Annotated in this window: 24 protein-coding genes and 1 pseudogene; 13 read left to right on the forward strand and 12 right to left on the reverse strand. The window is 67.7% G+C overall.

What is annotated here, in order from left to right:
- Positions 1-554 (reverse strand): IS110 family transposase (locus tag AU192_RS00005; RefSeq protein ID WP_165593256.1); only part of this gene is annotated, 554 nt, incomplete at its 3' end.
- A 99-nt stretch (positions 555-653) separates the two neighbouring features.
- Here AU192_RS00005 and AU192_RS00010 point away from each other — a divergent pair.
- Positions 654-1,145, forward strand: a complete 492-nt coding sequence (locus AU192_RS00010; protein WP_064393675.1) for an NUDIX hydrolase — start codon at positions 654-656, stop codon at positions 1,143-1,145.
- Positions 1,146-1,167: 22 nt separating this feature from the next.
- On the opposite strand, the pseudogene AU192_RS25845 reads toward AU192_RS00010, so the two are convergent.
- The 5 genes and pseudogenes from AU192_RS25845 to AU192_RS00030 form a co-directional block, all read right to left on the reverse strand.
- Positions 1,168-1,587: pseudogene (locus tag AU192_RS25845) on the reverse strand (nuclear transport factor 2 family protein); the annotation flags it as partial.
- Positions 1,557-2,432: an LLM class F420-dependent oxidoreductase gene (locus AU192_RS00015; protein ID WP_064393676.1), complete on the reverse strand. Its 876-nt coding sequence runs from the start codon at positions 2,430-2,432 to the stop codon at positions 1,557-1,559. The pseudogene AU192_RS25845 and the gene AU192_RS00015, both read right to left, overlap by 31 nt.
- The gene (locus AU192_RS00020; RefSeq protein WP_064393677.1) at positions 2,429-3,880 is read right to left on the reverse strand and encodes a serine/threonine-protein kinase; all 1,452 of its coding nucleotides are present in this window, start codon (positions 3,878-3,880) and stop codon (positions 2,429-2,431) included. The genes AU192_RS00015 and AU192_RS00020 overlap by 4 nt, the downstream gene beginning before the upstream one ends.
- A 20-nt stretch (positions 3,881-3,900) precedes the next feature.
- Positions 3,901-5,007 carry a PDR/VanB family oxidoreductase gene (locus AU192_RS00025; protein ID WP_064393678.1) on the reverse strand — a complete coding sequence of 369 codons (1,107 nt, stop codon included), beginning with the start codon at positions 5,005-5,007 and terminating at the stop codon, positions 3,901-3,903.
- The gene (locus AU192_RS00030; protein WP_064394137.1) at positions 5,007-5,960 is read right to left on the reverse strand and encodes a metal-dependent hydrolase; all 954 of its coding nucleotides are present in this window, start codon (positions 5,958-5,960) and stop codon (positions 5,007-5,009) included. Before AU192_RS00030 ends, AU192_RS00025 begins: the two co-directional genes overlap by 1 nt.
- Positions 5,961-6,047: 87 nt before the next feature.
- Here AU192_RS00030 and AU192_RS00035 point away from each other — a divergent pair, with 87 nt between their 5' ends.
- Positions 6,048-6,893 (forward strand): lysophospholipid acyltransferase family protein, encoded by an 846-nt coding sequence (locus AU192_RS00035; RefSeq protein ID WP_064393679.1) that lies wholly within the window; start codon positions 6,048-6,050, stop codon positions 6,891-6,893.
- A gap of 5 nt (positions 6,894-6,898) precedes the next feature.
- Complete coding sequence (locus tag AU192_RS00040) at positions 6,899-7,333, forward strand: SRPBCC family protein (protein ID WP_064393680.1); 435 nt, start codon at positions 6,899-6,901, stop codon at positions 7,331-7,333.
- A 3-nt stretch (positions 7,334-7,336) separates the two neighbouring features.
- On the opposite strand, the gene AU192_RS00045 is transcribed toward AU192_RS00040, so the two are convergent.
- Complete coding sequence (locus AU192_RS00045) at positions 7,337-7,750, reverse strand: hypothetical protein (protein WP_064393681.1); 414 nt, start codon at positions 7,748-7,750, stop codon at positions 7,337-7,339.
- 77 nt (positions 7,751-7,827) lie between these two features.
- Positions 7,828-9,969, reverse strand: a complete 2,142-nt coding sequence (malQ, locus tag AU192_RS00050; protein WP_064393682.1) for a 4-alpha-glucanotransferase — start codon at positions 9,967-9,969, stop codon at positions 7,828-7,830.
- Positions 9,970-10,089: 120 nt separating this feature from the next.
- Here malQ and AU192_RS00055 point away from each other — a divergent pair, with 120 nt between their 5' ends.
- Complete coding sequence (locus tag AU192_RS00055; RefSeq protein ID WP_064393683.1) at positions 10,090-11,289, forward strand: MFS transporter; 1,200 nt, start codon at positions 10,090-10,092, stop codon at positions 11,287-11,289.
- Here the strand turns inward: AU192_RS00055 and AU192_RS00060 are convergent.
- Both AU192_RS00060 and AU192_RS00065 read right to left on the reverse strand, forming a co-directional pair.
- The gene (locus tag AU192_RS00060; protein WP_064393684.1) at positions 11,258-11,581 is read right to left on the reverse strand and encodes a DMT family transporter; all 324 of its coding nucleotides are present in this window, start codon (positions 11,579-11,581) and stop codon (positions 11,258-11,260) included. The two genes, AU192_RS00055 and AU192_RS00060, sit on opposite strands and share 32 nt — an antisense overlap.
- Entirely contained in the window at positions 11,581-11,916 is a 336-nt protein-coding gene (locus AU192_RS00065; protein ID WP_064393685.1) for a DMT family transporter, read from the reverse strand. The genes AU192_RS00060 and AU192_RS00065 overlap by 1 nt, the downstream gene beginning before the upstream one ends.
- 109 nt (positions 11,917-12,025) lie before the next feature.
- Here AU192_RS00065 and AU192_RS00070 point away from each other — a divergent pair, with 109 nt between their 5' ends.
- From AU192_RS00070 to AU192_RS00085, 4 genes are all read left to right on the forward strand, one after another.
- Positions 12,026-13,615, forward strand: a complete 1,590-nt coding sequence (locus AU192_RS00070) for a carboxylesterase/lipase family protein (protein WP_082694857.1) — start codon at positions 12,026-12,028, stop codon at positions 13,613-13,615.
- Between the two features lie 70 nt (positions 13,616-13,685).
- Positions 13,686-14,573, forward strand: coding sequence for a sterol desaturase family protein (locus AU192_RS00075; RefSeq protein WP_064394138.1), 888 nt, complete (start codon positions 13,686-13,688; stop codon positions 14,571-14,573).
- A gap of 37 nt (positions 14,574-14,610) precedes the next feature.
- Positions 14,611-16,029 (forward strand): NAD(P)/FAD-dependent oxidoreductase, encoded by a 1,419-nt coding sequence (locus AU192_RS00080; RefSeq protein ID WP_064393687.1) that lies wholly within the window; start codon positions 14,611-14,613, stop codon positions 16,027-16,029.
- Positions 16,030-16,214: 185 nt separating this feature from the next.
- Positions 16,215-16,910 carry an Rv1815 family serine proteinase gene (locus AU192_RS00085; protein WP_064393688.1) on the forward strand — a complete coding sequence of 232 codons (696 nt, stop codon included), beginning with the start codon at positions 16,215-16,217 and terminating at the stop codon, positions 16,908-16,910.
- Here AU192_RS00085 and AU192_RS00090 read toward each other — a convergent pair.
- Entirely contained in the window at positions 16,907-17,350 is a 444-nt protein-coding gene (locus tag AU192_RS00090; RefSeq protein ID WP_064393689.1) for a nitroreductase/quinone reductase family protein, read from the reverse strand. The two genes, AU192_RS00085 and AU192_RS00090, sit on opposite strands and share 4 nt — an antisense overlap.
- Positions 17,351-17,452: 102 nt before the next feature.
- Here AU192_RS00090 and AU192_RS00095 point away from each other — a divergent pair, with 102 nt between their 5' ends.
- From AU192_RS00095 to AU192_RS00115, 5 genes are read left to right on the forward strand one after another with little or no spacing between them, the layout of a single operon-like run.
- Complete coding sequence (locus AU192_RS00095; RefSeq protein ID WP_064393690.1) at positions 17,453-18,139, forward strand: TetR/AcrR family transcriptional regulator; 687 nt, start codon at positions 17,453-17,455, stop codon at positions 18,137-18,139.
- 31 nt (positions 18,140-18,170) lie between these two features.
- Positions 18,171-18,509 carry an ArsR/SmtB family transcription factor gene (locus AU192_RS00100; RefSeq protein ID WP_064393691.1) on the forward strand — a complete coding sequence of 113 codons (339 nt, stop codon included), beginning with the start codon at positions 18,171-18,173 and terminating at the stop codon, positions 18,507-18,509.
- On the forward strand, positions 18,506-19,144 hold the full coding sequence (locus tag AU192_RS00105; RefSeq protein WP_064393692.1) for an SRPBCC family protein: 639 nt from the start codon (positions 18,506-18,508) through the stop codon (positions 19,142-19,144). Before AU192_RS00100 ends, AU192_RS00105 begins: the two co-directional genes overlap by 4 nt.
- A gap of 50 nt (positions 19,145-19,194) precedes the next feature.
- The gene (locus tag AU192_RS00110; RefSeq protein WP_064393693.1) at positions 19,195-19,665 is read left to right on the forward strand and encodes a VOC family protein; all 471 of its coding nucleotides are present in this window, start codon (positions 19,195-19,197) and stop codon (positions 19,663-19,665) included.
- A complete protein-coding gene (locus AU192_RS00115; protein WP_064393694.1) occupies positions 19,662-21,167 on the forward strand; it encodes an FAD-binding protein in 1,506 nt (501 codons plus the stop codon). The genes AU192_RS00110 and AU192_RS00115 overlap by 4 nt, the downstream gene beginning before the upstream one ends.
- Here AU192_RS00115 and AU192_RS00120 read toward each other — a convergent pair.
- Positions 21,164-23,077, reverse strand: a complete 1,914-nt coding sequence (locus AU192_RS00120; protein WP_064393695.1) for an ABC transporter ATP-binding protein/permease — start codon at positions 23,075-23,077, stop codon at positions 21,164-21,166. The genes AU192_RS00115 and AU192_RS00120 overlap by 4 nt on opposite strands.
- Positions 23,078-23,229: the final 152 nt, after the last annotated feature.

The raw sequence follows: 23,229 nt of genomic DNA on the forward strand, positions 1-23,229 counted from the left end.
GTCGACTCGGTAATCAACCGTTCGCGGCGTGCTCCGAGCTGACGCAGCCGCGCCCAGATCTGGTCGGCACGTTCAGGGATGTAACAGTTGAGCTGGGCCACCAGCCGCGCGATCACCATCGCGTCCTTGTCGTCGCTTTTATCGCGGGTGTAATCCTCGGTTTCGCGGGCCCGGCCCACCAACATCGGATTCACACACACAAAAGGCATGTCATGTTGGGCGGCAAGCTGTTCGAGTACCCGCCAACGATGACCGGTCGGTTCACAACCCACCGTCACACCGGCAAATCCGTGTTGAACGGCCACCCGACGGGCCCATCGCAGCACCGGCCCCAGATCCCAGGCCTTAGCCGAGACCCGCTGACGCGCCAGCACCCGCGAATCCAAATCAGTGAGCACCACCACCTGCTTCACATCAGCCAGATCAATACCCAACACGGCATAACCAACCGGCACCAACTCCCGCAACCGGGCCAATCGGGCGTTACGGCGTTTATCTCCACGCGACAAAGCCCTACTCTTAGACACGACGTCCTCCTCGTTGTCTTGGGACACCAAGCCCTCTAACGACAACAGGGGGACGTCGCACTTACCACGCACAACACGCGACATAGTTCTCTTACTACGGTCGCTCGCGGAAGGAAAAATGAGGGCGTGCCGAAGCTGAGTGCGGGACTGCTGCTCTACCGGGTGCGAGACGGCACAGTCGAGGTGCTCATCGGCCACCCGGGCGGACCGTTCTGGGCGCGCAAGGACGAAGGGGCCTGGTCGATCCCCAAGGGCGAATACGACGAGGGCGAGGACCCGTGGGCCGTCGCGCGCCGGGAATTCGAAGAGGAACTGGGCAAGCGCCCACCGGAAGGCCCGCGCATCGAGTTCGCACCCGTCAAACAGCCGAGCGGCAAGATTGTCACCGCATTCGCGGTGCGCGGAGACCTCAACCTAAAAGACACTTTCTCCAACACGTTCACCATGGAGTGGCCGAAAGGGTCGGGCACGATCAGGGAGTTTCCCGAAATCGACCGGGTGGGTTGGTTTTCCGTGGCGCAGGCTCGGTCCAAGCTGTTGAAGGGTCAGCGGGTCCTGCTGGACCATCTGCTGGCGGCAATCGCAGACGACGCACCGGTCGAGTCTCGATCGCATTGATCGTCAACGCGCGGCCGTGGATCCGCCATCCGGCCCGTGTCCGCAAATACTCGTCGTCATAGCGCAGATGCCACACCAGATCCGACGCCTGACCGTCGCTGACCGTCCAGTGGTGGGCGATGCAGGTGATGCGGCCGAGTGCGTAGTCGGGTTCGTCGGCCGCGGCGTACACCTCACCGACGATCGCGTGTTCGGTCCTGGGCACCGCGGCCAATGAGGCCATCGCCGCCCGCACCCCGTCGCGGCCTTGGAGGCGGCGCACCGGCTCCAGCGCCCGCGGCGGGTCCGGCAGCCGCAGCTCGGCGTTCTCGGTGAACAGCTCGGCGACATCGTCGAAGCGGCGGTCGTCGACGGCGGAGGCGTAGACGTGCACCAGGTCGGCCAGCGCCAGTCGGTCGGCGGTGCGCAGCCTCATGCGCCAAGCCCCAGCCGCTGCGCGCATGCGGACAATGCGTCGCGCGCTTCGTCGATATCGGCCGTCGGCGGCATGGCCAGGATCAAGCGGTCCGCACCGCGCGCCTCCAGTTTGGCCGCCCGCTCACTGTCGATCTTGGTGACGAGATGCCCGAGCGAAAGTTCCAGCGCATCGGGGTCACGCCCGAACCGTTCGGCCTCCTCGCGCATCAACGAGACGAGTTCGGCCAGTTCTGCGCCGCCGACACCGAGCGGTTGAAACCCGTCGCCGAGCCTACCCGCTCGCCTTGCCGCCGCCCTGCTGTGCCCTCCGATGTGAATTGGTATGTGCGACACGGGCTTCGGATAGCTCATGGCGTTGTCGAAATCGAAGAACTCGCCGTGGAAGTCGGCTCCTTCGGGGCGGTCCTGCCAGAGCAGCCGCAGCACGGCGAGTTGCTCGTCGGCGCGCCGGCCCCGGCTGCCGAAGTCGGCCCCGCACGCCTCGATCTCCTCTTGGAGCCAACCCGTTCCCACGCACAACCGCAGTCGTCCGCCCGAGAGAACGTCGACGGTCGCCACCCGCTTGGCCAACACGACGGGGTGATGGTTGGGCAGCACGAGCACGCCGGTGGCGAGGCCCAGTCGCCGGGTGTGACCGGCCAGGAAGGCGAGCAGGTCGAGCGGATCGGGCACGTCGCAGTCGGCGGGTAGTTCGACCCGGCCGGACTCGTCGTAGGGATAGACGCTGGTGTACTCCGACATCAGCACGGTGTGCTCGACCACGACCAGTGATTCGAACCCGCAGGCCTCCATGTGCACGGCGAACGCGGCCATGAAGGCGGGGTCTGCGGTGACGCCCGCCGCAACGGGCGCGACGACGGCGTATTTCATGGCAGCGGCGGCAAACCGTTGCTTTCCCGGATGTCCCTGCGACACTCGCGGCGGGTCTGGCCGGTCTGCTCCATGCACACTCGGACGGGCGATTCCTCGGCGACCGGCAGCGGTGGCTCGGTCACCTCGGTGGTGACCGTCGGGCTCGGGACGTCGCCCTCGGTCAGTGACCAGATCGTGGCGCCAGTGCTCTGCAGTGTCGAGCAGTAGGCGGTCGAACCGTCGGCGGTCTGGGCGGTCGCGCCCTCGGGGGAGCAGTTGGCCCCGATCACCGCGGCGGAGTCGTCGGCGGGCGTGGACGGCGCCGTTGTGGTGGCGGCGTCGTCCTCGGTTGCGGTGGTCGTGGGAGTGTCGCTGGTCGTCGGCGTCGCCGGCGGTGGCGGTGGCGGTGGCGGAGGAGGTGCGGCCGGCGGTGTCGACGACGCAGCCGTCGCCGACCTGCCCGGGGCGTTCGCGCGTTCCTCGCCGAACAGGAAGGCTGCCACCACGACCGCCGCGACCAGCAGCACCGCGAGTACCGCGGGCACCATGATCCCAGGCCGCAGCCACGACTTCTTCGGTTGAGCGGCGGCCACGGCGAGGCGGGTGCTGTCGGGGTCCGCCGAGTCGACACCGAGGTGGTGGCTGAGCGCCCTGGCGAAGTCCGCGCAACGCTCGAACCGTTCTTTGGGGTTCTTCGACAGCGCCTTGGCCAGCACGGGGTCCAGGTTCGCGAGGTCCGGTCGGTGGGAGCCGATCGCGGGCGGCGCCGCCGACAGGTGCTGGCTGATGACCACGGCCGGGTTCGAGTTACGGAACGGCGGCGACCCGGTCAGCAGATGAAATGCGGTGGCGGCCAACGCATATTGATCGGCGCGGCCGTCGAGCGTCTCGCCCATCAACTGCTCGGGTGCGGCGTAGGACACCGTGCCCACCGTCATGTTGGTCGCGGTCAGACCGCTGACATCGTCGGCCCAGCGGGCGATGCCGAAGTCGGCCAACAGGATTCGCCGATCGTCTGCCTCGGGCCTGGTGAGCAGGATGTTGGCGGGTTTGACATCGCGGTGCAGCAGGCCGCCCTGGTGGGCGTAGTCCAGGGCGTCGGCGATGGCGGCGACGATCGCGGCGACCTCCCTCGGAGGCATGCCGTTGGGATGGTGCTCCTTCAAAAGTTGCGCCGCGTCGGTGCCGTCGACATAGTCCATCGAGATCCAGATCTGGCCGTCGGCCTCGCCGCGATCGTGGATCCCGACGATGTGCGGGTGCCACAGCGTGGCCGCGATGTCGGCCTCACGCTGGAACCGTCTGCGGTACTCGTCGTCGGCCGACACCGACGCGGGAAGCACCTTGAGCGCGTCGCGTCGGGGCAGGCGCGGATGGTCGGCCAGATAGACCTCGCCCATTCCGCCGGAGCCGAGTAGTCGCACGATGGTGTATCCGGCGAAAGTCTCCCCCTCGGCCAACGGCATGGGCGAATAGTACGAGACGACTACAGCTCGAGTGTCAGATGGGAACCTTCGGCGGCGCGGGAGATGCAGATCAGCATCAGCCCGCCGTCGCGTTCGGTGTCGGTGAGCAGCGTGTCGCGGTGGTCGACGGCGCCGGCCAGCACGCGGGTGCGACACGTACCGCAGAAGCCCTGCTGACACGAATACGGCGCCTGAACGCCGGATCTGCGCAGCGCTGCGAGCAGCGTCTCCTCGGCGCCGACGTCGATGGTCTGGCCGTGTGCGGCCACCGTCACCGAGAAGTTCGTGCCGTCCTCGACGGGCGGGGCGGCGAACCGTTCGAAATGCAGTTCCACGTTGTCGCGCCCGACCAGCCGCTCGCGGATGACGGTCAGCATCGCCGCCGGACCGCACGCGTAGACCGCGGTGCCGTCGGGGCAGTCGCCGAGCAGGTCGTCGGCGGCAGGCAGTCCGTCGACGTCGTCAGTGCGAATCTGCACGCGAGAGCCGAACCATGCGACTTCCTCGATGAACGGGAGGCTGTCGTGGCTGCGGCCGGTGTACACCATCGACCACTCCACACCGAGCGCTTGCGCCAACCGCAGCATCGGCAGGATCGGGGTGATGCCGATGCCGCCTGCGACGAACCGCAGGCGCCGGGTAGGGGAGCCGTAGCCGGGAACGGTCAACGGGAACGCGTTACGGGGCCCGTGTGAGGTCACGGTCGCGCCGGCGTGCAGCCCCTCGTGCACTTCGATCGAACCGCCGCCGCCGTCGGGGATGCGCCGCACGGCGATGCGGTAGCTGTCGGCGCGGGCGGGATCGCCGCACAGCGAGTACTGCCGCACCAGCCCGCTGGGCAGCGTGATGTCGATGTGCGAACCGGGATGCCACCGGGGCAGCGGTTCGCCGTCGGCGGCGACCAGCGTCAGCGCCACGACGTTCTCGTCGCGGGCCACCACCTCGCGCTCGGCGACCCGCAGGATCAGGGTGCGGTCGAGCTCGCGGGGAGGTGTGACCTTGCGGACGGCGCCGGCCAACGCTTCCATTGAGTTGATCACGACGTCGGCGATGCCGATCATCGCGTAGCGCCGTCCCGGCCGCAGCGGATGGGCAGGCAGTTGCCGGTAGCGCTCGCGCAGACCCATCAACGGTGCGCGGCGCGCGCGGCGGGTGAGGTGGCCAGGTAGGCCACGGCCTGGGCGGTCGACCCCATGTCCTCTGGCGAGTAGCCGGGGCGGAAGTAGGACAGCGTGTTCGCCCCGAACAGGGTCCGGAACTTCGGCAGCAGGCCAAGTTCGGAGTCGCGCATCCGCATGCGCTGCATCTGGAACCAGCCGATGTCGCTGCTGGGATCGGACCTCAGCAGGTACCAGGTGCCGCGTTGGAAGAAGGTGAATATCGCCGTCGCAGCGACCGTCATCGCCCGGATCCGGTCGGGATAGCTGTCGTGGAAGTAGACCGCCACGTCGTGGGCGACGCAACGGTGCTCGACCTCTTCGCTGCCGTGCCAGCGGAACAGGTCGACCAGGGTCGGGTCCGCGCCGTGGTCGTCCCAGGTGGAGTTCAGCGCGAAGTCACCGAGCACCGCGGTGTAGTGCTCGATCGCCGCGATCAGCCACAGCCGCTCGCACAGGTTGCTGAGGCGCCGTTCGGGGTCGTCGAAATGCTTTGGCGCCAAGACCTTCTCGAACATGTATCCGATGAGGTCCAGCATCGGCTTCGGGTCGACCCCGTTGCCGATGAGGAAATCGGAGATCACGTCATCGTGGGCTGCGGCGTGCGTCGCCTCCTGGCCGATGAAGCCGCGGATGTCGTCGGCGAGCTTGGGGTCCCTCACCAAGGGCAGCGCCTCGTTGTAGGTGCGGACGAACCAGTGCTCGGCGGCGGGCAGCACCACGTTGAACAGGTTGATCATGGTGGAGGCCACCGGATGGCCGGGGATCCACTCGAGGGGCACTCCGGACAGGTCGAAATGCACCTTGCGGGCCTGGATCTGGACCGGGCCGGGGTCGACCTCGTGTGCGAAACGGCGTGGACGTAGGGCTTCCACCGGCTGAGCCGGCAAATGGCCCCCAGTGCGGGCCGGCGATAGTGCCATCTCGGCTCCTCCTTCGTGCCGCACAGTCTACGTGCGGTAGGTCAGAAGGCAGGTTTGCGGTAGGCGGGGCGCGTCTATAACACGTTCATGGCTGCGATCGACGACGTTCTCGGATGGGCCAAGCAGCAGGTGGCCGACCGGGTTCCGAAGGCCGACCTGGACCAGCGCGATCCGGATTACATCCGTGAGCAGCTGCCGGGGTTGTGGCTGCTGGCTTCGTTGTACTTCCGCGCCGACGTCCGCGGCCTGGACCGCATCCCCGCCGACGGTCCCGTGTTGTTGGTGGGCAACCACAGCGGTGGCAATCTCCCGCCCGACACGTTCGTGTTCACGCTGGCGTTCAGCTCCTACTTCGGCGTCGAGCGGCCGTTCTATCAACTCGCACACAATCTCGTCGTCTCGATGCCGGGCCTGGGTTCGCTGCGCAAGTTCGGCACCGTGGCCGCCAACCACGAGAACGCCAAGCTGGCGCTGGAGTCCGGCGGGGCGCTTCTGGTGTACCCGGGCGGCGACTACGAGGTGTTCCGCCCGTCGTGGCACCGACACGAAGTCGATTTCGGCGGTCGCAAGGGTTACGTGAAACTCGCCCGCGACGCCGGTGTGCCGATTGTGCCCGTCGCCAGCGTCGGCGGTCAGGAAGCCGCGTTGTTCCTCGACCGGGGCCAGTGGTTGGCGCGACTGCTGAGGGCCGACCGGCTGGCCCGCCTCAAGAGCGTGCCCATCCTGCTGGCGCCGCCGTGGGGGCTGACCGTCAGCGACTTCATCCCGCGGCTGCCCCTGCCGACGAAGATCGCGATCGAGGTGCAGGATCCCATCGATGCCGACGACATCGCGGCCAGCGACGACGACGTCATCAACGACAAGGTGTTGAGCAGCCTGCAGGCAGGAGTCGACAAATTGGCCGCCACACGACGCTTCCCGGTTCTGGGCTGACGACGATGAGAGTTCAACGCCAATGCGTCATCGACGCCGACCGCGACCAGGTGTGGAAGGTGGTCAGCGACCCGGAGTGCTATCCGGACTTCATGGCCAGCCTGGAGCGCTGGGAGACGATGACCGATCCGCCCGCCGGCCTCGGGTCCCGCTACACCGTGCACTGGAAGGTCGGTTCGGTGCCGATCGGCGGCACCGTGGAGGTCGTCGAGTTCGACGCGCCGCGTGAGGTGTCCTGGATCGGCCTCACCGGGGTCTCACAACGCGGCCGGTTCCGGTTGCGCGAAACCGGGGACGGCCGCACCAAGGTGACGTTCCGGTTGTCCTACGAGTCCGCGGGCAACGTTTTGGGCCTGATCGCCGACCGGGTGGCCGCGCGCCAGGTCGGCCGCACGATGGGGCGGACGCTGACCAATCTGCGCAAGATGGTGGAGGGCTGACCGTTAGCCGGCCGGGGCCGGCGGCGGGGTGCCCGCGCCGGGAGCGCCCTGGATCGGCACCACCGGGGTCGGAGTGACGGTGGTGACGCCGTTTCGACCGACCGTCGGACCGCCCGAGGGACCTTGTTCGGCGATGAAGTCCGCCGCCTTCTGGCTGCAGTCCAGCATCAGCAGCATCCGGCCGCCCGAGGTGATCTTCTGCTGGTCGACCAGGCACTCCGCCTGGGGGAGCACGCTGCCGACCGAACCGCCGAAGTAGGCCTTGACGCCCTGGGACTTCAGGATCTGCAGCGCCCGGTTGTACGGTTCGCCGACCACGTTCAGACTGCTCGGTTGCGACATCGCGATGCCGGCTCCAACGAGCGCCGCCGAACCGACAGCCACGAACCCGCCGCTGAGCACAACAAGCTTGTTCACGTGATCTCCTCAGGTCGGTGCGGTGCGAACATATCGCAGCCGTGACGAATGTGAAACCGGAGCAGACGGCGTCGGCGTTACACCGCCGGGCGCACCGCTTTCCGCATGACCTCGCCGAGCCGCGCCGCGGTGACATCGTCGAAGACGTCCTCGAGCAGCAGTTTCTTACCGTCCGGCCCGGCCAGCGGCACTCGCCAGTTCGGATACTCGTCGGTGGTGCCCGGCTGATTCTGGGTGCGCAGGTCGCCGACGGCGTCGGCCAGCGACAGCGACAGCAACCGCGACGGCGTGCGACCGAGATAGCGGTGCAGGGCCTCGACGATCTGCGCGGCGTCCGCCTCGGTGTCGCCGTCCAGGAGCCCGACGCGGCGCAGCTCGTCCAGCCAGCTGTTCTGCTGCTCGCGGTCGTCGGCCAACTCCTCGGCGGCCGGCCGCGTCAGCAGCCCGAGTTCGTCGCGCAGGCGGACGTGCTCGCCGGCCAGATAGCCGGCGGTCGGAGGCAGGTCGTGCGTGGTGACGGCCGACAGGCAGTACTCGCGCCACCGCTCGGCGGCCAGCGGGGCCCCCGCCGGTCCTTGGGCGCCGTCGCGGTCGGCCTCGAACCACAGGATCGAGGTGCCGAACAGACCGCGCTCATTGAGGTAGTCGCGGACCCACGGTTCGACGGTGCCGAGGTCCTCGCCGACGACGACGGCTCCTGCCCGGTGGGCCTCGAGCGCCACGATGCCGATCATCGCCTCGTGGTCGTAGCGCACATACGTGCCGTCGGTGGGCCGCGCCCCGTTCGGAATCCACCACAGCCGGAACAACCCGATGATGTGGTCGATCCGCACGCCGCCCGCGTGCCGCAGCACCGAGTTGACGAGTGCGCGGAACGGCTCGTAGGCGAGCTGCTCGAGTTGGTCGGGCCGCCAGGGCGGTTGCGACCAGTCCTGGCCGAGCTGGTTGAACTCGTCGGGAGGAGCGCCCGCTGTGACGCCGAGCGCGAGCACATCCTGCAGGGCCCACGAGTCCGCGCCGTTGGGGTCCACGCCCACGGCGAGATCGTGCATGATGCCCAGGCTCATCCCGGTCTGTAGCGCGGTGGCCTGCGCCCCGGTGAGCTGGTCGTCGAGCTGCCACTGCAGCCAGCGATGGAAGTCCACGGAGTCGGCGTGCTCGGCGGCGAACTCAGCGACGGCCTCACCCGCAGGATGCTGCAGTTGCCTCGGCCACTGGTGCCAATCGGCGCCGTACCGTTCGGCCAGCGCGCACCAGCGGGCGAAGTCGTCGAGGCTGCGGCCCTCGCGCTCCCGGTAGGCGGCGTAGGCCAGGTCCCGCCCCGCCGAGCGGGGTACCTCGTAGACCGCTTCCAGCGCCGAGCGCTTCGCCTTCCACGCCGCATCACGGTCGACCTTCTCGGCGCGGTCGGCACGCGACTGCACGGCCTCGCGCAGTTTCCGTAACCGGTTGCGGCGGCGGATATAGGCGTATTCGGGAATCGCTTCGACCCGCAGATAGATCGGGTTGACGAACCGGCGCGAGGTCGGCAGATACGGCGAGGGCTCCATCGGCGCGACCGGAGCGGCCGCGTGCAGCGGATTGACGAGGATGAATCCCGCGGCATGTTGGGCGGCCGACCATATTGCCAGGTCGGTCAGATCGGTCAGATCGCCGACACCCCAGGACTTTTCGGACCGCACGCTGTAGAGCTGGGTGGCCAGGCCCCAGTTCCTGCCGGAGGGGGGAACTAGCGACGCTGGGGAGACGATGACCGGGGTGCTGAACTCCGCCCCGTCGGCATGCAGCTCCAGGCGGTGGTATCCGATCGGCAGGTTGGCGGGTGTCTCGAAGGTCGCCTCGCCAACCAGTCGTCCGTCCAAATCGTAAGGAGACCTGTTGTTTTCGAGTTGGGGCAGGTCCGTCCGCATCGACCCGTCCTCCAGTCGGATCCGCAGCGACACCGGGTTTCCGTGCGTGACGTGCACCCAGAACGTCGAGGCGGCACCGGTGCGCCCGATGACCGTCGGCGGAAGGTGGCGTGACCAGTACTCGCGGTCGTGGGCGATGAGTGCGGCGGCGCGGTCGTCCTCGGTGCCCGCATCGACACCCAACGCGGCCAGCACCGAGATCAGCGTCGAGGAGGCCACGGCGATGCGCGTGCCCGTCCAGTCTTCGTAATCGGTTGCGACACCGTAGCGTCGCGCCAACTCCACTAGCGACGCGGCGGGCCCTGTCATGTCGCCAATCTTGCCCGGAATCGGTCACGACGTCTCATCACAGGCTCGCTCATACCCGATCTGCGCGAAGTCAACCGGCGCTGAATCCGGGCTCGGACCTGGTGGGTAGTGTCGGCCGGTATGGCGCCCGACCGACAGGAGACGGCGGAGCCGCAGAGTCGACGGGCCCGAACCGCCGTGGCAGCGCTGTTCTTGACCAACGGCGCCGTGTTCGCGAACCTGCTGCCGCGCTACCCCGAGATCAAGACCGATCTGGGTATGTCCAATTCGGCGTACGGGGCGGCGGTCGCGGCGTTCTCGGCGGGGGCGCTGGCGGCGGGACTGACCGCGGCCGCGCTCATCCGGCGCTACCGATCGTCGCGGGTGGCCGTCGTCGGCACCGTCGGAATCGGCGTCTTCGTGGCGCTCGCGGGCGTGGCGACGTCTCCGGTGTTGCTGGCCGCGGGGTTGTTCGCGGCGGGCGCCTGCGATGCGGTGACCGACGTCGCCCAAAACGCACACGGCTTGCGGGTTCAACGCATCTACGGTCGGTCGATCATCAACTCGCTGCATGCGGTGTGGGCGGCGGGCGCGATCATCGGCGGTGTGATGGGCGGGACGGCGCTCGCGTTGGGTATTCCGCGTGCGCCGCATCTCGGCTTCTCGGCGGTGCTGTGCAGCGTGGTCGTGCTCGTCGCGTACCGCTTTCTACTCCCCGGGCCCGATCACGACGACCACCGGCAGGCGCGCGCCGACCGTCCGGGCCCTGCCGGCGGCGGGGTGTACGCCGCACTGCTCGCGCTGGTGCTGATCGCGGTGGCCGGTGCGATGGTCGAGGACGCAGGCAACTCCTGGGCCGTGCTGTATCTGCGGGACGCGCTCGGTGCGCCCGGGCCGATCGCGGTCTCGGGCTACATCGCCGTGGTCACATTCCTTTTCATCGGGCGATTGGTCGGTGACCGCCTAGTCGACCGGTTCGGGGAACGCACCGTGGTACGCACGGGTGGCTCGATCACCGCGATCGGTATGGGCCTCGCCCTCGCGTTCCCGTCCGTTCCGGGCACGATCGCCGGTTTCGCGATGGCCGGCCTCGGCGCGGCCACCCTGGTGCCGTCGGCCATGCACGCCGCGGATCAGCTGCCGGGCCTGCGACCGGGCAGCGGCCTGACGATCCTCACCTGGCTGATGCGCATCGGGTTCCTCGTCGCCCCGGTGCTCATAGGGGTGATCGCCGACGCGACGAGCCTGCGAACCGGCCTGCTCGTCGTGCCGATCGCCGGCATCGTGGTCGTGTTGTTGTCGGGTGTGCTCAGTGCGCGACGCCGGCAAGTTCGATCGTGAGCACACCGCCGACGACGAGCGCGATACCCAGAGCCATCATCCACGTCAGTGGTTCGGTGAACACGAAGCGCGCGATGACCGCGACCAGCGCCACGCCGCACGCGGTCCACACGCCGTAGGCGATGCCGACCGGCATCCCGAGCGCCAGCGTCAGCCACAGCAGATAGAACGACGCCAGGTAACCCAGGACGATCGGTGCGATCCAGGCCTTCTTGCGGAACCCCTCCGAAGCCCGCAGCGACAGCGTCGCGAACACCTCGAAGACGATCGCGCCGGCCAGTGTCCAGTACATCACCGCTGTTCGACCGCCCCGTGCGAACCGAACTCGATCAGCAGCACACCGGCGATGATCAGGCCGATGCCGGCGACGATCGGCCAGGTGAACGGGTCACCGAACAGGACAGCGGCCAGAACCGCGGTACCCGCCGTGCCGACCGCTCCCCAGATTCCGTACGCCACCCCGACCGGCACTCCCGCGCGCAACACCAGCGTCAGGAATGCGAAGGCCGCGAGGTAGCCCCCGACGACGACGAGAAGCCACGCCGAATGATCCTGGGACGCCCGCAGCGACAGCGTCGCGGCGACCTCGACGATGATCGCACCGGCCAGCAGCGCCCACTTCTGCACGCGATCAAGTTAGCCGACCGGTGGGCTTTGCCCGTGCGGCGAGAGCGGAACCGCTGACCAGACGACTCGGTCGGACGCGCGCGTAGCCTGAACTCGCTGTATTCCATCGATGGAGGAGTCCCATGCCGTACGACGTGGAGTTGCGGTGACCGCAGGGGCACGGGGCAGCGACGACGCGCTCGTCGTCGACACCGCGTATGGACCGGTCCGCGGCCTCGACGACGGCACCGTGAGGGTGTGGAAGGGGATTCGGTTCGCCGCCCCGCCGGCGGGTGAGCTGCGGTGGCGGGCGCCCGAACCGCCACAGCGCTGGTCCGAACCGGTGGACGCCACAAGGCTCGGCCCGGTGTGCCCGCAGCCGACGGACCCGCGCATCCCGATCGACCTCGGCGCTCCGCAGAGCGACGACTGCCTGAGCTTGAACGTGTGGGCGGCATCGAACATCGAGCCAGGCGCGGGCAAACCGGTGCTGGTGTGGGTGCACGGCGGCGCCTACGTGCTCGGTTCGTCGGCGCAGCCGCTGTATCACGGCCGCACGCTCGCCGCCGACGGCGACGCCGTGATCGTCACGGTGAACTACCGCCTCGGGGCGCTGGGCTTCCTGGACCTGTCGGCGGTGAGCGACGACTTCGCGACCAACCTCGGCCTGCGCGACGTGCTGTTCGCGCTGCAGTGGGTCCGCGACAACATCGCCGGTTTCGGGGGAGACCCGAACCGCGTCACCGTCTTCGGAGAATCCGCCGGTGGCGGGATCATCACCACACTGCTGGCCAGCCCGGCTGCCGCCGGCCTGTTCGGCGCGGCGATCGCGCAGAGCTCACCGGCGACCTCGGTCTACGACCGCGAGCGCTCGCAACGGGTGGCGGCGCTGTTGCTCGACCGGCTCGGGCTGAGTCTCAGCGAGGCCCAGCAGATGGTTTCGGTGCCCACTTCCGCGCTGATCACCGCCTCCAAGCACGTGTTCGACCACATCCCGGTGAGCACCCCGGGCACGCTGGCGTTCGCGCCGATCATCGACGGCGATGTGGTGCCTGCGCATCCGGTCCAGCTCGCCCGGGATGGGCGCACCCTCCCGGTGCCGCTGATCATCGGCACCAACAAGCACGAAGCCGCACTCTTTCGCTGGATGAAGTCGCCCCTGATGCCGATCACACCCAAGGCGATCCGGGCGATGTTCGCGGAGATCGCCGCCGAACAACCCGACCTGGAGCTGCCCGACGAACAGCAGATCCGCGCCGCATACCGGGGCCGAGGAAAGACCATCGGTATGGGCGTCGCGCGCGATATCGGGTTCCGGATGCCTTCGGTCTGGTTCGCCGAGGGTCATCGCGAGGTCGCACCCGTGTACCTCTACCGATTCGACTTCGCCACCCCGATGTTGCGGCTGCTGCGGCTCGGAGCCGCGCACGCGACCGAATTGCCGTACATCTGGGGCAATCTGGTCGCCGGCCCCAAGGACCCGACCTTCAAGCTCGGCGGGCTGAAAACGGGGAAGGAGGTCTCGGCGCGCATCCGGCGGCGCTGGGTGAACTTCGCCGTCGACGGCACACCCGCGGGCTTCGCCGGCGACCCGGTGTGGCGGCCGTACCGCACCTCCGATCGCGCCACCTTGCTCATCGACGCCGAGGACAGGGTGGTCGACGACCTCGACCACGATCTGCGTACCGCGTGGGGCGATCAGGTGCTGAGCTTTCGCTGAGACGTATGCTGGGCCCGGAGGTTTCGAAGTGGATGTGAGTGGCGCCTTCTCGCACGTATTGCCACCGTTGATGCACGATCCCGTGGTCTTTGCGGTGCCGTTCTTCTTGTTGCTGCTGGTCATCGAGTGGGCGGCCGCCCGCAAACTGGCCCACGAGGAGGCCGAGCGTGCACCGGCCGGTGCGTACCAGCGCTCCGATGCGTGGGCGAGCATCTGGATGGGCGTGGTCTCGATCGGCACGAGCGGGGTGCTGAACTTCATCGCGCTGCTGGGCTATGCGGCGTTGTTCGTCTACGTCGCGCCGTGGCAGCTACCCGCGAACGCCTGGTACACGTGGGTGATCGCGATCGTCGGGGTGGACCTGCTCTACTACGTCTATCACCGGATGGCGCACCGGGTGCGGCTGATCTGGGCCACCCATCAAGCGCATCACTCCAGCCAGTACTTCAACTTCGCCACCGCGCTGCGCCAGAAGTGGAACATCAGCGGTGACGTATTCCTGCGGGCGCTGCTGCCGCTGTTCGGCGTACCGCCGTGGATCGTCTTCGCCAGCTTCTCGATCAACCTGATCTACCAGTTCTGGATCCACACCGAACGCATCGGGAAGCTCTGGGGCCCCATCGAATTCGTCTTCAACACGCCGTCGCACCACCGGGTGCACCACGGCATGGACCAGCAGTACCTCGACAAGAACTACGGCGGCATCTTCATCCTGTGGGATCGGCTGTTCGGCAGCTTCCAGGCCGAGACGGTCCGCCCGCACTACGGGCTGACCAAGCAGGTCGACACCTACAACATCTGGACGCTGCAGACACACGAGTACGTGGCCATCGCGCGCGACGTCCGCCAGGCGCGGCGGTGGCGCGACAGGCTGGGCTACATGTTCGGCCCGCCCGGTTGGACGCCGGCGCGACCGCCGCTCGTGGCGGAGCAGCCGTCGGCCCCCGTCAGCGCCTGAGCCACGCAGCACCTCTGCGCGCCGTAGTCTGCGCTGTGTGAAAACCGTCTTCGACGCCCCGGTCGACGCCGGTCTGGTCGAACGTTCGCTGGCGACAAGCACGTTGGGCTCGATGTGGCTGGACGAGCGCGTCGGCCCGCCGCGGCCGCAGTTCCCCGCCCTGACGAAGCCGGTCACCTGTGACCTGATCGTCGTCGGGGGCGGATACACCGGCTTGTGGACCGCGCTGCACGCCGCGCGACGCGACCCCGGTCAGCGCATCGTGCTCATCGAGGCCAACCGGGTGGGCTGGGCGGCCTCGGGCCGCAATGGAGGCTTCGTCGAGGCCAGCCTGACGCACGGTGCTGCGAACGGAAAGGCACGCTGGTTCAACGAATTCGACGTTCTCGAAGACATGGGCTTGGACAATCTCGACGGTATGCAGGGCGAGATCGCCGAGCTGGGCCTCGACACCGACTGGCAGCGCACCGGCACGCTGACGGTGGCCACCGAACCCCATCAGGTCGAGTGGTTGCGCCAGGCCGCGGCCGACGGCGAGGGGGAGTTCCTCGACACCACCCAGGTTCGCGACGAGGTGGCCTCACCGACCTACCTTGCCGGCCTGATCGACGCACACACCTGCGCGATCGTGCACCCGGCCAAGCTGGTGTTCGAGCTCGCCAGGGCATGCGAGAACGCGGGCGTGCGCATCTACGAGCACACCAACGCCGCCCGGCTGGATTCCGGTGGCGTCGGGTTGCGCGTGCAGACCGGTCAGGCCGTCGTCACCGCCCGGCAAGCGGTGCTCGCGACCAACGCCTATCCGAGCCTGCTCAAGCGCAACCGGCTGTACACAGTGCCCGTGTACGACTACGTACTGGCCACCGAACCGCTCACCGACGACCAGCTGGGCCGCATCGGCTGGCGCGGCAGGCAGGGAATCGACGACTGCGCCAACCAGTTCCACTACTACCGCCTGACCGCGGACAACCGGATCGTCTGGGGCGGGTACGACGCCGTCTACCACTTCGGGCGCAAAGTGCGGCCCCGCTACGAGGACCGGCCCGCGAGCTACCGCCGGCTGGCCGAGCACTTCTTTTTGACCTTCCCGCAACTCGACGACGTCCGATTCAGTCATCGGTGGGCCGGCGCGATCGACACCAACACCCGGTTCTGCGCGCACTGGGGACTGGCCAGGGACGGCCGCGTCGCATACGTCAACGGCTTCACCGGACTGGGTGTTGGCGCTTCCCGGTTCGCCGCCGACGTGTGCCTGGACCTGCTCGAGGGCAGACCCACCCCGCGCACCGAACTGCAGATGGTGCGCGAGCGCCCGCTGCCGTTCCCTCCTGAGCCGCTGGCCAGCGTCGGCATCCAGGCGACCCGGTGGTCACTCGACCGCGCCGACCACGCCGCCGGACGCCGGAACGCCTATCTGCGGACACTGGATGCGTTAGGCCTCGGTTTCGATTCGTAGCTGTCCCGTGCCGAAACCGCGGCCGGGGCGTAACGTCTCTGTGACCTTCACCGATGGGCAAGTGACGGGACCATCGTCGAGTGGTTGCTCCTGGTCGGGCGGGGATTGTCAGCTCTCCCGACCCGGTAGGCGGCTCGCAAGGCGCCGGTTCCGAACCTTTATCGGCTCGACGAGCGGAGACGAGAGTGCGCCGACATTCGCTACGGGTACTGGCGGCGCTGGCCGCCCCGATCACCGCGGTCGCGCTGATGTCGGCGCCCGCGCATGCCAACCCGGGCGTCCTCGTCTACCCCGGCATGGAGATCCGCCAGGACAACAACGTTTGCACGCTGGGTTATGTCGATCCGGCGACCCGCATCGCGTTCACCGCAGGCCATTGCCGAGGCAGTGGGCCGGTGCGCGACCGCAACGGCAACCTCATCGGGATGCAGACGGTGTACCGCGACAACACCCCCAACGGTGCGACCGTCGACACCAATCACCAGATCGCCGATTGGGAGGCGATCGCGCTCGCACCCGACGTCGCGGTCAACAACGTGCTGCCGGGCGGCAAGGTGCTGGTGGCCGACCCCGGTGTCGTGCCGACGGCCGGGCAGCCGGTGTGCCACTTCGGCGTGGTCACCGGTGAGAGCTGCGGCAACGTCGAGGCTGTCAACAACGGCTGGTTCACGATGGCCAACGGTGTGGTCAGCCAGAAGGGCGACTCGGGCGGCCCGGTGTACGTGATCACCCCCGACAACCGGGCGGTGCTGATCGGCATGTTCAACAGCACCTGGGGCACGTACCCGGCCGCGGTGTCCTGGCAGACGGCGAGCCAGCAGGCCAGCGAGGCTGTCATCTCGGCCGCATCCGCCAACGTCGGCTCCGTATCCCTGCCCTAACGCACGAGCTCGAACACCGGAATCGACGGCGCCGCAGCGCGCAACTCCTCCGGTGAGGACGTCGGCGTCAGGCCGCCGACGTGTCCCTTGACCTCCCAGAACCAGCGGTCGAGGTAGCGGCTGAGCAGCTCGGGCTTGACCTCGTCGGGCACCTCGGCGATCCGCACCTCGCGGCGGCGCCACCGGGGACCGATGTCGACGACGCCGGCCGCCCTTGCGTTGCGGGCCCACTGGGTGTGACCGCGCGGGGAGACGAGGTAGTCGCGACCGCCGACCGTGAGCACGTTGACCACCACGCTTCGGCGCTTGCCCGTCTTGCGGCCTCGCACCGAGAGCGCCTTCGTCCCGGCGACACTGACACCGGCCTCGGCCAGCCAGCGGAAGACGTGGTTGACGACGCGGGCGGCCCGCGTCGGTTTGTCGTAGCGCGTTGTAGTCACAGGGGACCTCCTCAATCAGAGAGCGGTGCTCTCGCACTCAGCGTGCCACCTCGCGACACCGAATTCAAGAGCACTGATCTCGCTTTGTGTCACACTCGGCACATGGGCAAACGGGCCGAGAGCCGGCAGCGGATCGAGGCGCAGATCATCGAGTTGGGTCGGCGTCACCTCGTGACCGACGGCGCGGCCGGGCTCTCGGTCAGGGCGATCGCCCGCGACCTCGGCATGGTGTCGTCAGCCGTGTACCGCTACGTGTCCAGCCGCGACGATCTGCTGACGCTGCTGCTGGTCGATGCATATTCCGAACTCGCCGATCACGTCGACCACGCCCGCGGCGAAGGCGCACCGTGGCACGAGCAGTTACGCGCGATGGCGCACGCCGCACGCGGATGGGCGGTCGACCGACCCGCCTCGTGGGCGCTGCTCTACGGCACCCCGGTGCCCGGATACCAGGCGCCCCGAGAACGCACCGTGGGCCCGGGAACCCGCGTCGTGGGCGCCTTGTTCGACGTGGTCGACGCCGGTATCGCCGCCGGCGACATCCCCTCGTCGAAATCGGTTGTCGACGAACCGTTGTCGTCGGATTTCGAGGCGTTGCGCGTCGAGTTCGACTTCGGGGGCGACGACGGTGCGATCGCCAGGAGCTTCCTGGCATGGGCGGCACTGGTCGGTGCGATCAGCCTCGAGGTGTTCGGCCAGTACGGGCCCGATACGCTGACCGATCCCGCGGCGCTCTTCGATCTGCAGATCGGCCTGCTGATCGACGCACTGCAATCGGATAAGTATTGACTTATATAAGTAGAGGCTTTAATTTGTAGGGGTGCACGCGTTCGACGTCCTCGGCGATCCGGTGCGCCGCCGGATCCTCGAGCTGTTGGCCGACGGCGAGCAGCCCGCAGGAGCCATCGCCGAGACCATCGGCGACGAGTTCGCGATCACCCAGCCCGCGGTCTCGCAACATCTCAAAGTGTTGCGCGACAACGGGTTCACTTCGGTGCGGCCGGACGGTCAGCGCCGTCTCTACGCGGTCAACGGGGCAGCGCTGCGCGACGCCGACGAGTGGCTCGCCGGCTTTCGGCGGTTCTGGTCACCGAAGCTCGATGCGCTCGGCACCGAGATCGCGCGCGGTAAGCGACAACGACGAAAGAAGGCAACATGACCGAGATCGACGTGGACCACCAGATCAGTGCCGTCGCACGCACGGTCGGGAAACGCACGATCGACGCGGGCGAGGCACACGTCGTCACCATCAAGCAGACCTACGACACCGATCAGGCGGATCTGTGGGATGCCGTGACCAACATCGAGCGCATCCCGCGGTGGTTGATGCCGATCTCGGGCGATCTGAAGGTCGGTGGCAGCTATCAGTTGCACGGCAACGCCGGCGGAACAATCCTGACGTGCGACCCGCCGAAGAGCTTCACCGCCACCTGGGAGTACGGCGGCAATACCAGTTGGATCGAGGTCAGCGTCGGCGACCAGGGCGCGGACCGGGCACAGTTGGTCATCGAGCACATCGCCGTCGTCGGCGACGAGATGTCGCTGCAGTTCGGCCCCGGCGCCGTGGGCATCGGCTGGGACTCGATGGTGCTCGGGTTGGCGCTGCATCTGTCCACCGGGGAGGCGGTCGACCCGGAGTTCGGGGAACAGTGGGTCACCACCGCCGAGGGTCGACGCTTTCTGGCGTTGTCCAATGACGCCTGGTACGAGGCGAACATCGCCTCCGGCGCCGAGCCCGCCGCCGCGCGGGCAGCCGCCGACCGGTGCCTGAAGGCGTACTACGGCGAGGCCTGAACTAGAACACGTTCTAGCCAAGTGAGCAGCGCGCGGATATTCTCGACGCGATGCTTGCCCAGACACCTGTCCAGATCGCGTGGGTGACGCGGGACCTCGAGGCCACCGAGAGCGCGCTCACCTCGATGTTGGGCGCCAAGAAGTGGGTGCGCATGCCCGGCGTCCACTTCGCCCAGGAGGCGTGCACGTATCGCGGCGAGCCCGCCGATTTCGTGGCCGACATCTCGCTGAGCTATGCAGGCGACATGCAGCTCGAACTGATCGCACCGGTCTCCGGGCGCAACATCTACTCCGACTTCCTCGATACCGCGGGCCCCGGCATGCACCACATCTGCATCGAGGTCGACGACGTGGAAGCGGCACTGGCCGAACGGAAAGCCGAGGCGGTGCAGCGCGGCGTGATGCCCGGCGGCATGGAGTTCGCCTACATTGCGGCCGCCGGCGTGCCGTACCTGGAGATCGCCCACATCCCCGACGAGATCAGGGCATTCTTCGACTACATCAAACAGGAGCAGCAGTGAGCACCATTGAAATTCCCGACACCGTCGACGCCGCCGATGTCGCGTCGTGGTCCGGCGAATTCGATGTCGTGGTGGTCGGATTCGGTATCGCAGGCGGGTGTGCAGCGGTCAGCGCCTCCGCTGCGGGCGCTCGGGTGCTGGTGCTGGAGAAGGCCGCCGACGCCGGCGGGACCAGCTCGATGGCCGGCGGACACTTCTATCTGGGTGGCGGGACCGCGGTGCAGCAGGCCACCGGTCATGAGGACAGCGCCGACGAGATGTACTCCTACTTGGTCGCGGTGTCGCGTGATCCGGAGCTCGACAAGATCCGCGCCTACTGCGACGGCAGCGTCGAACACTTCAACTGGTTGGAGGACTTGGGTTTTCAGTTCGAGCGCAGCTACTACCCGGGCAAGGTGGTGGTGCCGCCGGGCACGGAGGGCCTCTCGTATACGGGCAACGAGAAGGTGTGGCCGTTCTGCGAACAGGCCAAACCGGCACCGCGCGGCCATTCGGTGCCGGTGCCCGGTGAGCTCGGGGGAGCCGCGATGGTCATCGACTTGTTGGTCAAGCGCGCCACCGAGCTCGGTGTGCAGATCCGCTACGAGACCGGGGTGACCAACCTGGTCGTCGACGACGGGTCGGTGGCCGGCGTGCGTTGGAAGCACTTCGGCGAGACGGGCGCGATCAAGGCGAAGGCGGTGATCATCGCCGCGGGCGGATTCGCGATGAACCCCGAGATGGTCGCCGAGCTCACGCCGGCGCTCGGCCAGAAGCGCAAGACCAAGCACCATGGCGAGGTGGAGCCCTACATCCTGGGCAATCCGAACGACGACGGCCTGGGCATCCGGATGGGCATCTCGGCGGGCGGCGTCGCCAAGAACATGGATCAGCTGTTCATCACCGCCGCGGCGTATCCGCCGGAGATCCTGCTCACCGGTGTGATAGTCAACAAGTACGGCCACCGCTTCGTCGCCGAGGACTCATACCATTCGCGCACTTCGGCTTTCGTGCTCGAACAGCCTGAGCAGACGGCCTATCTCGTCGTCGACGAGGCCCACATGGAGATGCCCGAGATGCCGCTGATCAAGTTCATCGACGGTTGGGAGACCGTGGAGGAAATGGAAGCGGCGCTGGGTATTCCGCAGGGCAACCTGGTCGCGACCCTGAATCGGTACAACGAATTCGCCGCTCGCGGTGAGGATCCCGACTTCCACAAACAACCCGACTACGTCGCACCCCAGGACACCGGCCCGTTCGCGGCGTTCGACCTGTCGCTGGGGCGCGCGATGTACTCGGGGTTCACCATGGGCGGGCTGGCGGTGTCGATCGACGGAGAGGTCCTGCGCGAGGACGGCTCCGCCGTCTCAGGCCTCTATGCGGCGGGAGCGTGCGCGTCCAACATCGCCCAGGACGGCAAGGGCTACGCCAGCGGAACCCAACTCGGCGAAGGGTCGTTCTTCGGGCGGCGGGCGGGTGAGCACGCAGCCAGGCGCGCGGGCGCACACGCTGTGGCGCGTTAGACCTTCGCCGGTTCGTCACCCTCGACGCGACCCAGTCGCCAGTCGCCGTCGCCCAGCAGCTCGAGTTCGTGGGTGTGGTGCTGTTCGACCGTGCTGCGGTGGCTCACGCTGACCAGGATGGTGTCGGGCAGTTCGGTGCGAACCAACTGATAGAGCATGAACTCCAGGCCCTCGTCCAGGGCCGACGTGGACTCGTCGAGGAACACGGCCTTGGGTTTGGTCAACAGGATCCTGGCGAACGCGATCCGTTGCTGTTCGCCGGGGGAGAGCACCTTGGCCCAGTCGTCGACCTCGTCGAGGCGGTCCGCCAGATGCGGCAGCGCCACCTTGTGCAGCGTGTGTTTCAACGTCCTGTCATCGATCTCGCCGACTTCGTTGGGGTAGCTGACCACGGTGCGTAGATCGCCCAGCGGCACATACGGCATCTGCGAGAGAAACATCGTCTCGTTGGGCCCACACGGGCGAGTCAGTCGGCCCGAGGTGAACGGCCACAGCTGCGCAAGGCTGCGCAGCAGGGTGGTCTTGCCGCTGCCCGACTTACCGGTGACCACCAACGAGTCACCGACCTCCAGTCGCATGTCGAGCGGTCTGATCAGTTGTCGGCCATCGGGAGTGCGGACTTCGACGGCGGAGAGTTCGACGGTGCCGTCCACGCACGGCGCGGTAGTCAGTTCGGGCAGCGCCCGGCCCTCCTCGTTGGCGACCACCAGGCCGTGCAGCCGGATGATCGCCGCCCGGTAACCGGCGAACTGGTCGTAGACGTTGCGGAAGAACGACAGGCCGGCCTCGATGTTGCCGAACGCCGCCGCGGTCTGGCTCATCGCGCCGAGCGTGATCTCACCGGTGAAGAACCGGGGGAACTGCAGCAGATAGGGCGGCACGACGATGATCTGGTCCATCGACAGGTTCCAGCCGTAGAAGCCCATCATGCGGTTGATATAGCGCTTGTAGTTACTGACCACCGGCGCGAACAGCCGCCGCAGCCCTGATCTTTCGGCGATCTCGCCGCGGTAGAAGGCGACCGCCTCGGACGCGTCGCGCAGGCGCACCAGCGCATAGCGGAAGGCGGCGTTGAACTTCTCGTTGTAGAACGACAGCCAGATGATCGGCCTGCCGATCCAGAACGCGAAGACCGAAGCCAGCAGCACGTACGCCAACAGGATCCAGAACATCGCCCGCGGCACGTCGCCGATGAACGGCAGCGTGAGCGTCCCCGACAGGTTCCATAGGATCGCGGTGAAGGAGACCATCGAGACGATCGCACTGATCGCGCCGAACAGCAGCGTGGCCGTCGAGGTGTTGTTGGGTGTGTTCGGCAGGCCGCCGACGCCGGCGGTGAAGATGTCGATGTCGTACTGGATGCGCTGGTCGGGGTTGTCGATGGTGTCGTCGATGAATCGGCCGCGGTAGTAGGCCTTGTCGTCCAACCAGTCACTGGTGAGCCGGTCGGTGAGCCAGACCCGCCAGGCCAACATGAACCGCTGGGTCAAGAAGAGGTCGAGCATGATCCGCGCGACGTGGATGACGGCCAGGATCGCGAAGATCATCATCGACAACCAGAACCCGTCCCTGCCGGAGTTCCGGATGGCGTCGTCGCCGGTGCCCAGGCCGGACGCCACCACCTGGAAGCTGGTCATCATGTCGTTGCCCTGGAAGGTGAACAGCACCGTCAGGCGGACCCCGATGATCACCGAGAGCAGCAGCGTGCCCAGCCACAGCCAGATCCTGACGCTCTCCGGACCCTTGAAGTAGTCGCCGGTGATGCGCCAGAATTGACGGCCCCACTCGGTGAACTTCGCGATGAGCACCAAGACGATCAGAGTGCACACCGCGGTGATCGCCCAGGCCCGGGCGATCCACACCAGCGATATCCACAGTTCACTGCCCCAGTCCAGCGTCGGGGTGAACATTCCCTCATTCACTCCGGCAAGGTACCGCGACAACCCATGTGCGACCGTCCAAAGGGTCGCGCCGGGCCGACGCGTCGCTCAGCCTCACCTTCGCCGATAGCACCGCCGATTTCTGCGCCAGGGCTGTGGAACGGCCGGATCCGCGACCCTCC

The organism is Mycobacterium lehmannii (assembly GCF_001499925.1).
Taxonomy (GTDB): Bacteria; Actinomycetota; Actinomycetes; order Mycobacteriales; family Mycobacteriaceae; genus Mycobacterium; species Mycobacterium lehmannii.

Bases quoted from the DNA above. Each gene is read 5' to 3' on its own strand.
- AU192_RS00015 (WP_064393676.1), bottom strand. From the start codon at position 2,432: ATGAAATACGCCGTCGTCGCGCCCGTTGCGGCGGGCGTCACCGCAGAC.
- AU192_RS00020 (WP_064393677.1), bottom strand. From the start codon at position 3,880: ATGCCGTTGGCCGAGGGGGAGACTTTCGCCGGATACACCATCGTGCGA.
- AU192_RS00025 (WP_064393678.1), bottom strand. From the start codon at position 5,007: ATGGGTCTGCGCGAGCGCTACCGGCAACTGCCTGCCCATCCGCTGCGG.
- AU192_RS00030 (WP_064394137.1), bottom strand. From the start codon at position 5,960: ATGGCACTATCGCCGGCCCGCACTGGGGGCCATTTGCCGGCTCAGCCG.
- AU192_RS00035 (WP_064393679.1), top strand. From the start codon at position 6,048: ATGGCTGCGATCGACGACGTTCTCGGATGGGCCAAGCAGCAGGTGGCC.
- AU192_RS00040 (WP_064393680.1), top strand. From the start codon at position 6,899: ATGAGAGTTCAACGCCAATGCGTCATCGACGCCGACCGCGACCAGGTG.
- malQ (WP_064393682.1), bottom strand. From the start codon at position 9,969: ATGACAGGGCCCGCCGCGTCGCTAGTGGAGTTGGCGCGACGCTACGGT.
- AU192_RS00055 (WP_064393683.1), top strand. From the start codon at position 10,090: ATGGCGCCCGACCGACAGGAGACGGCGGAGCCGCAGAGTCGACGGGCC.
- AU192_RS00060 (WP_064393684.1), bottom strand. From the start codon at position 11,581: ATGTACTGGACACTGGCCGGCGCGATCGTCTTCGAGGTGTTCGCGACG.
- AU192_RS00070 (WP_082694857.1), top strand. From the start codon at position 12,026: ATGGAGGAGTCCCATGCCGTACGACGTGGAGTTGCGGTGACCGCAGGG.
- AU192_RS00075 (WP_064394138.1), top strand. From the start codon at position 13,686: ATGCACGATCCCGTGGTCTTTGCGGTGCCGTTCTTCTTGTTGCTGCTG.
- AU192_RS00095 (WP_064393690.1), top strand. From the start codon at position 17,453: ATGGGCAAACGGGCCGAGAGCCGGCAGCGGATCGAGGCGCAGATCATC.
- AU192_RS00105 (WP_064393692.1), top strand. From the start codon at position 18,506: ATGACCGAGATCGACGTGGACCACCAGATCAGTGCCGTCGCACGCACG.
- AU192_RS00110 (WP_064393693.1), top strand. From the start codon at position 19,195: ATGCTTGCCCAGACACCTGTCCAGATCGCGTGGGTGACGCGGGACCTC.
- AU192_RS00120 (WP_064393695.1), bottom strand. From the start codon at position 23,077: ATGTTCACCCCGACGCTGGACTGGGGCAGTGAACTGTGGATATCGCTG.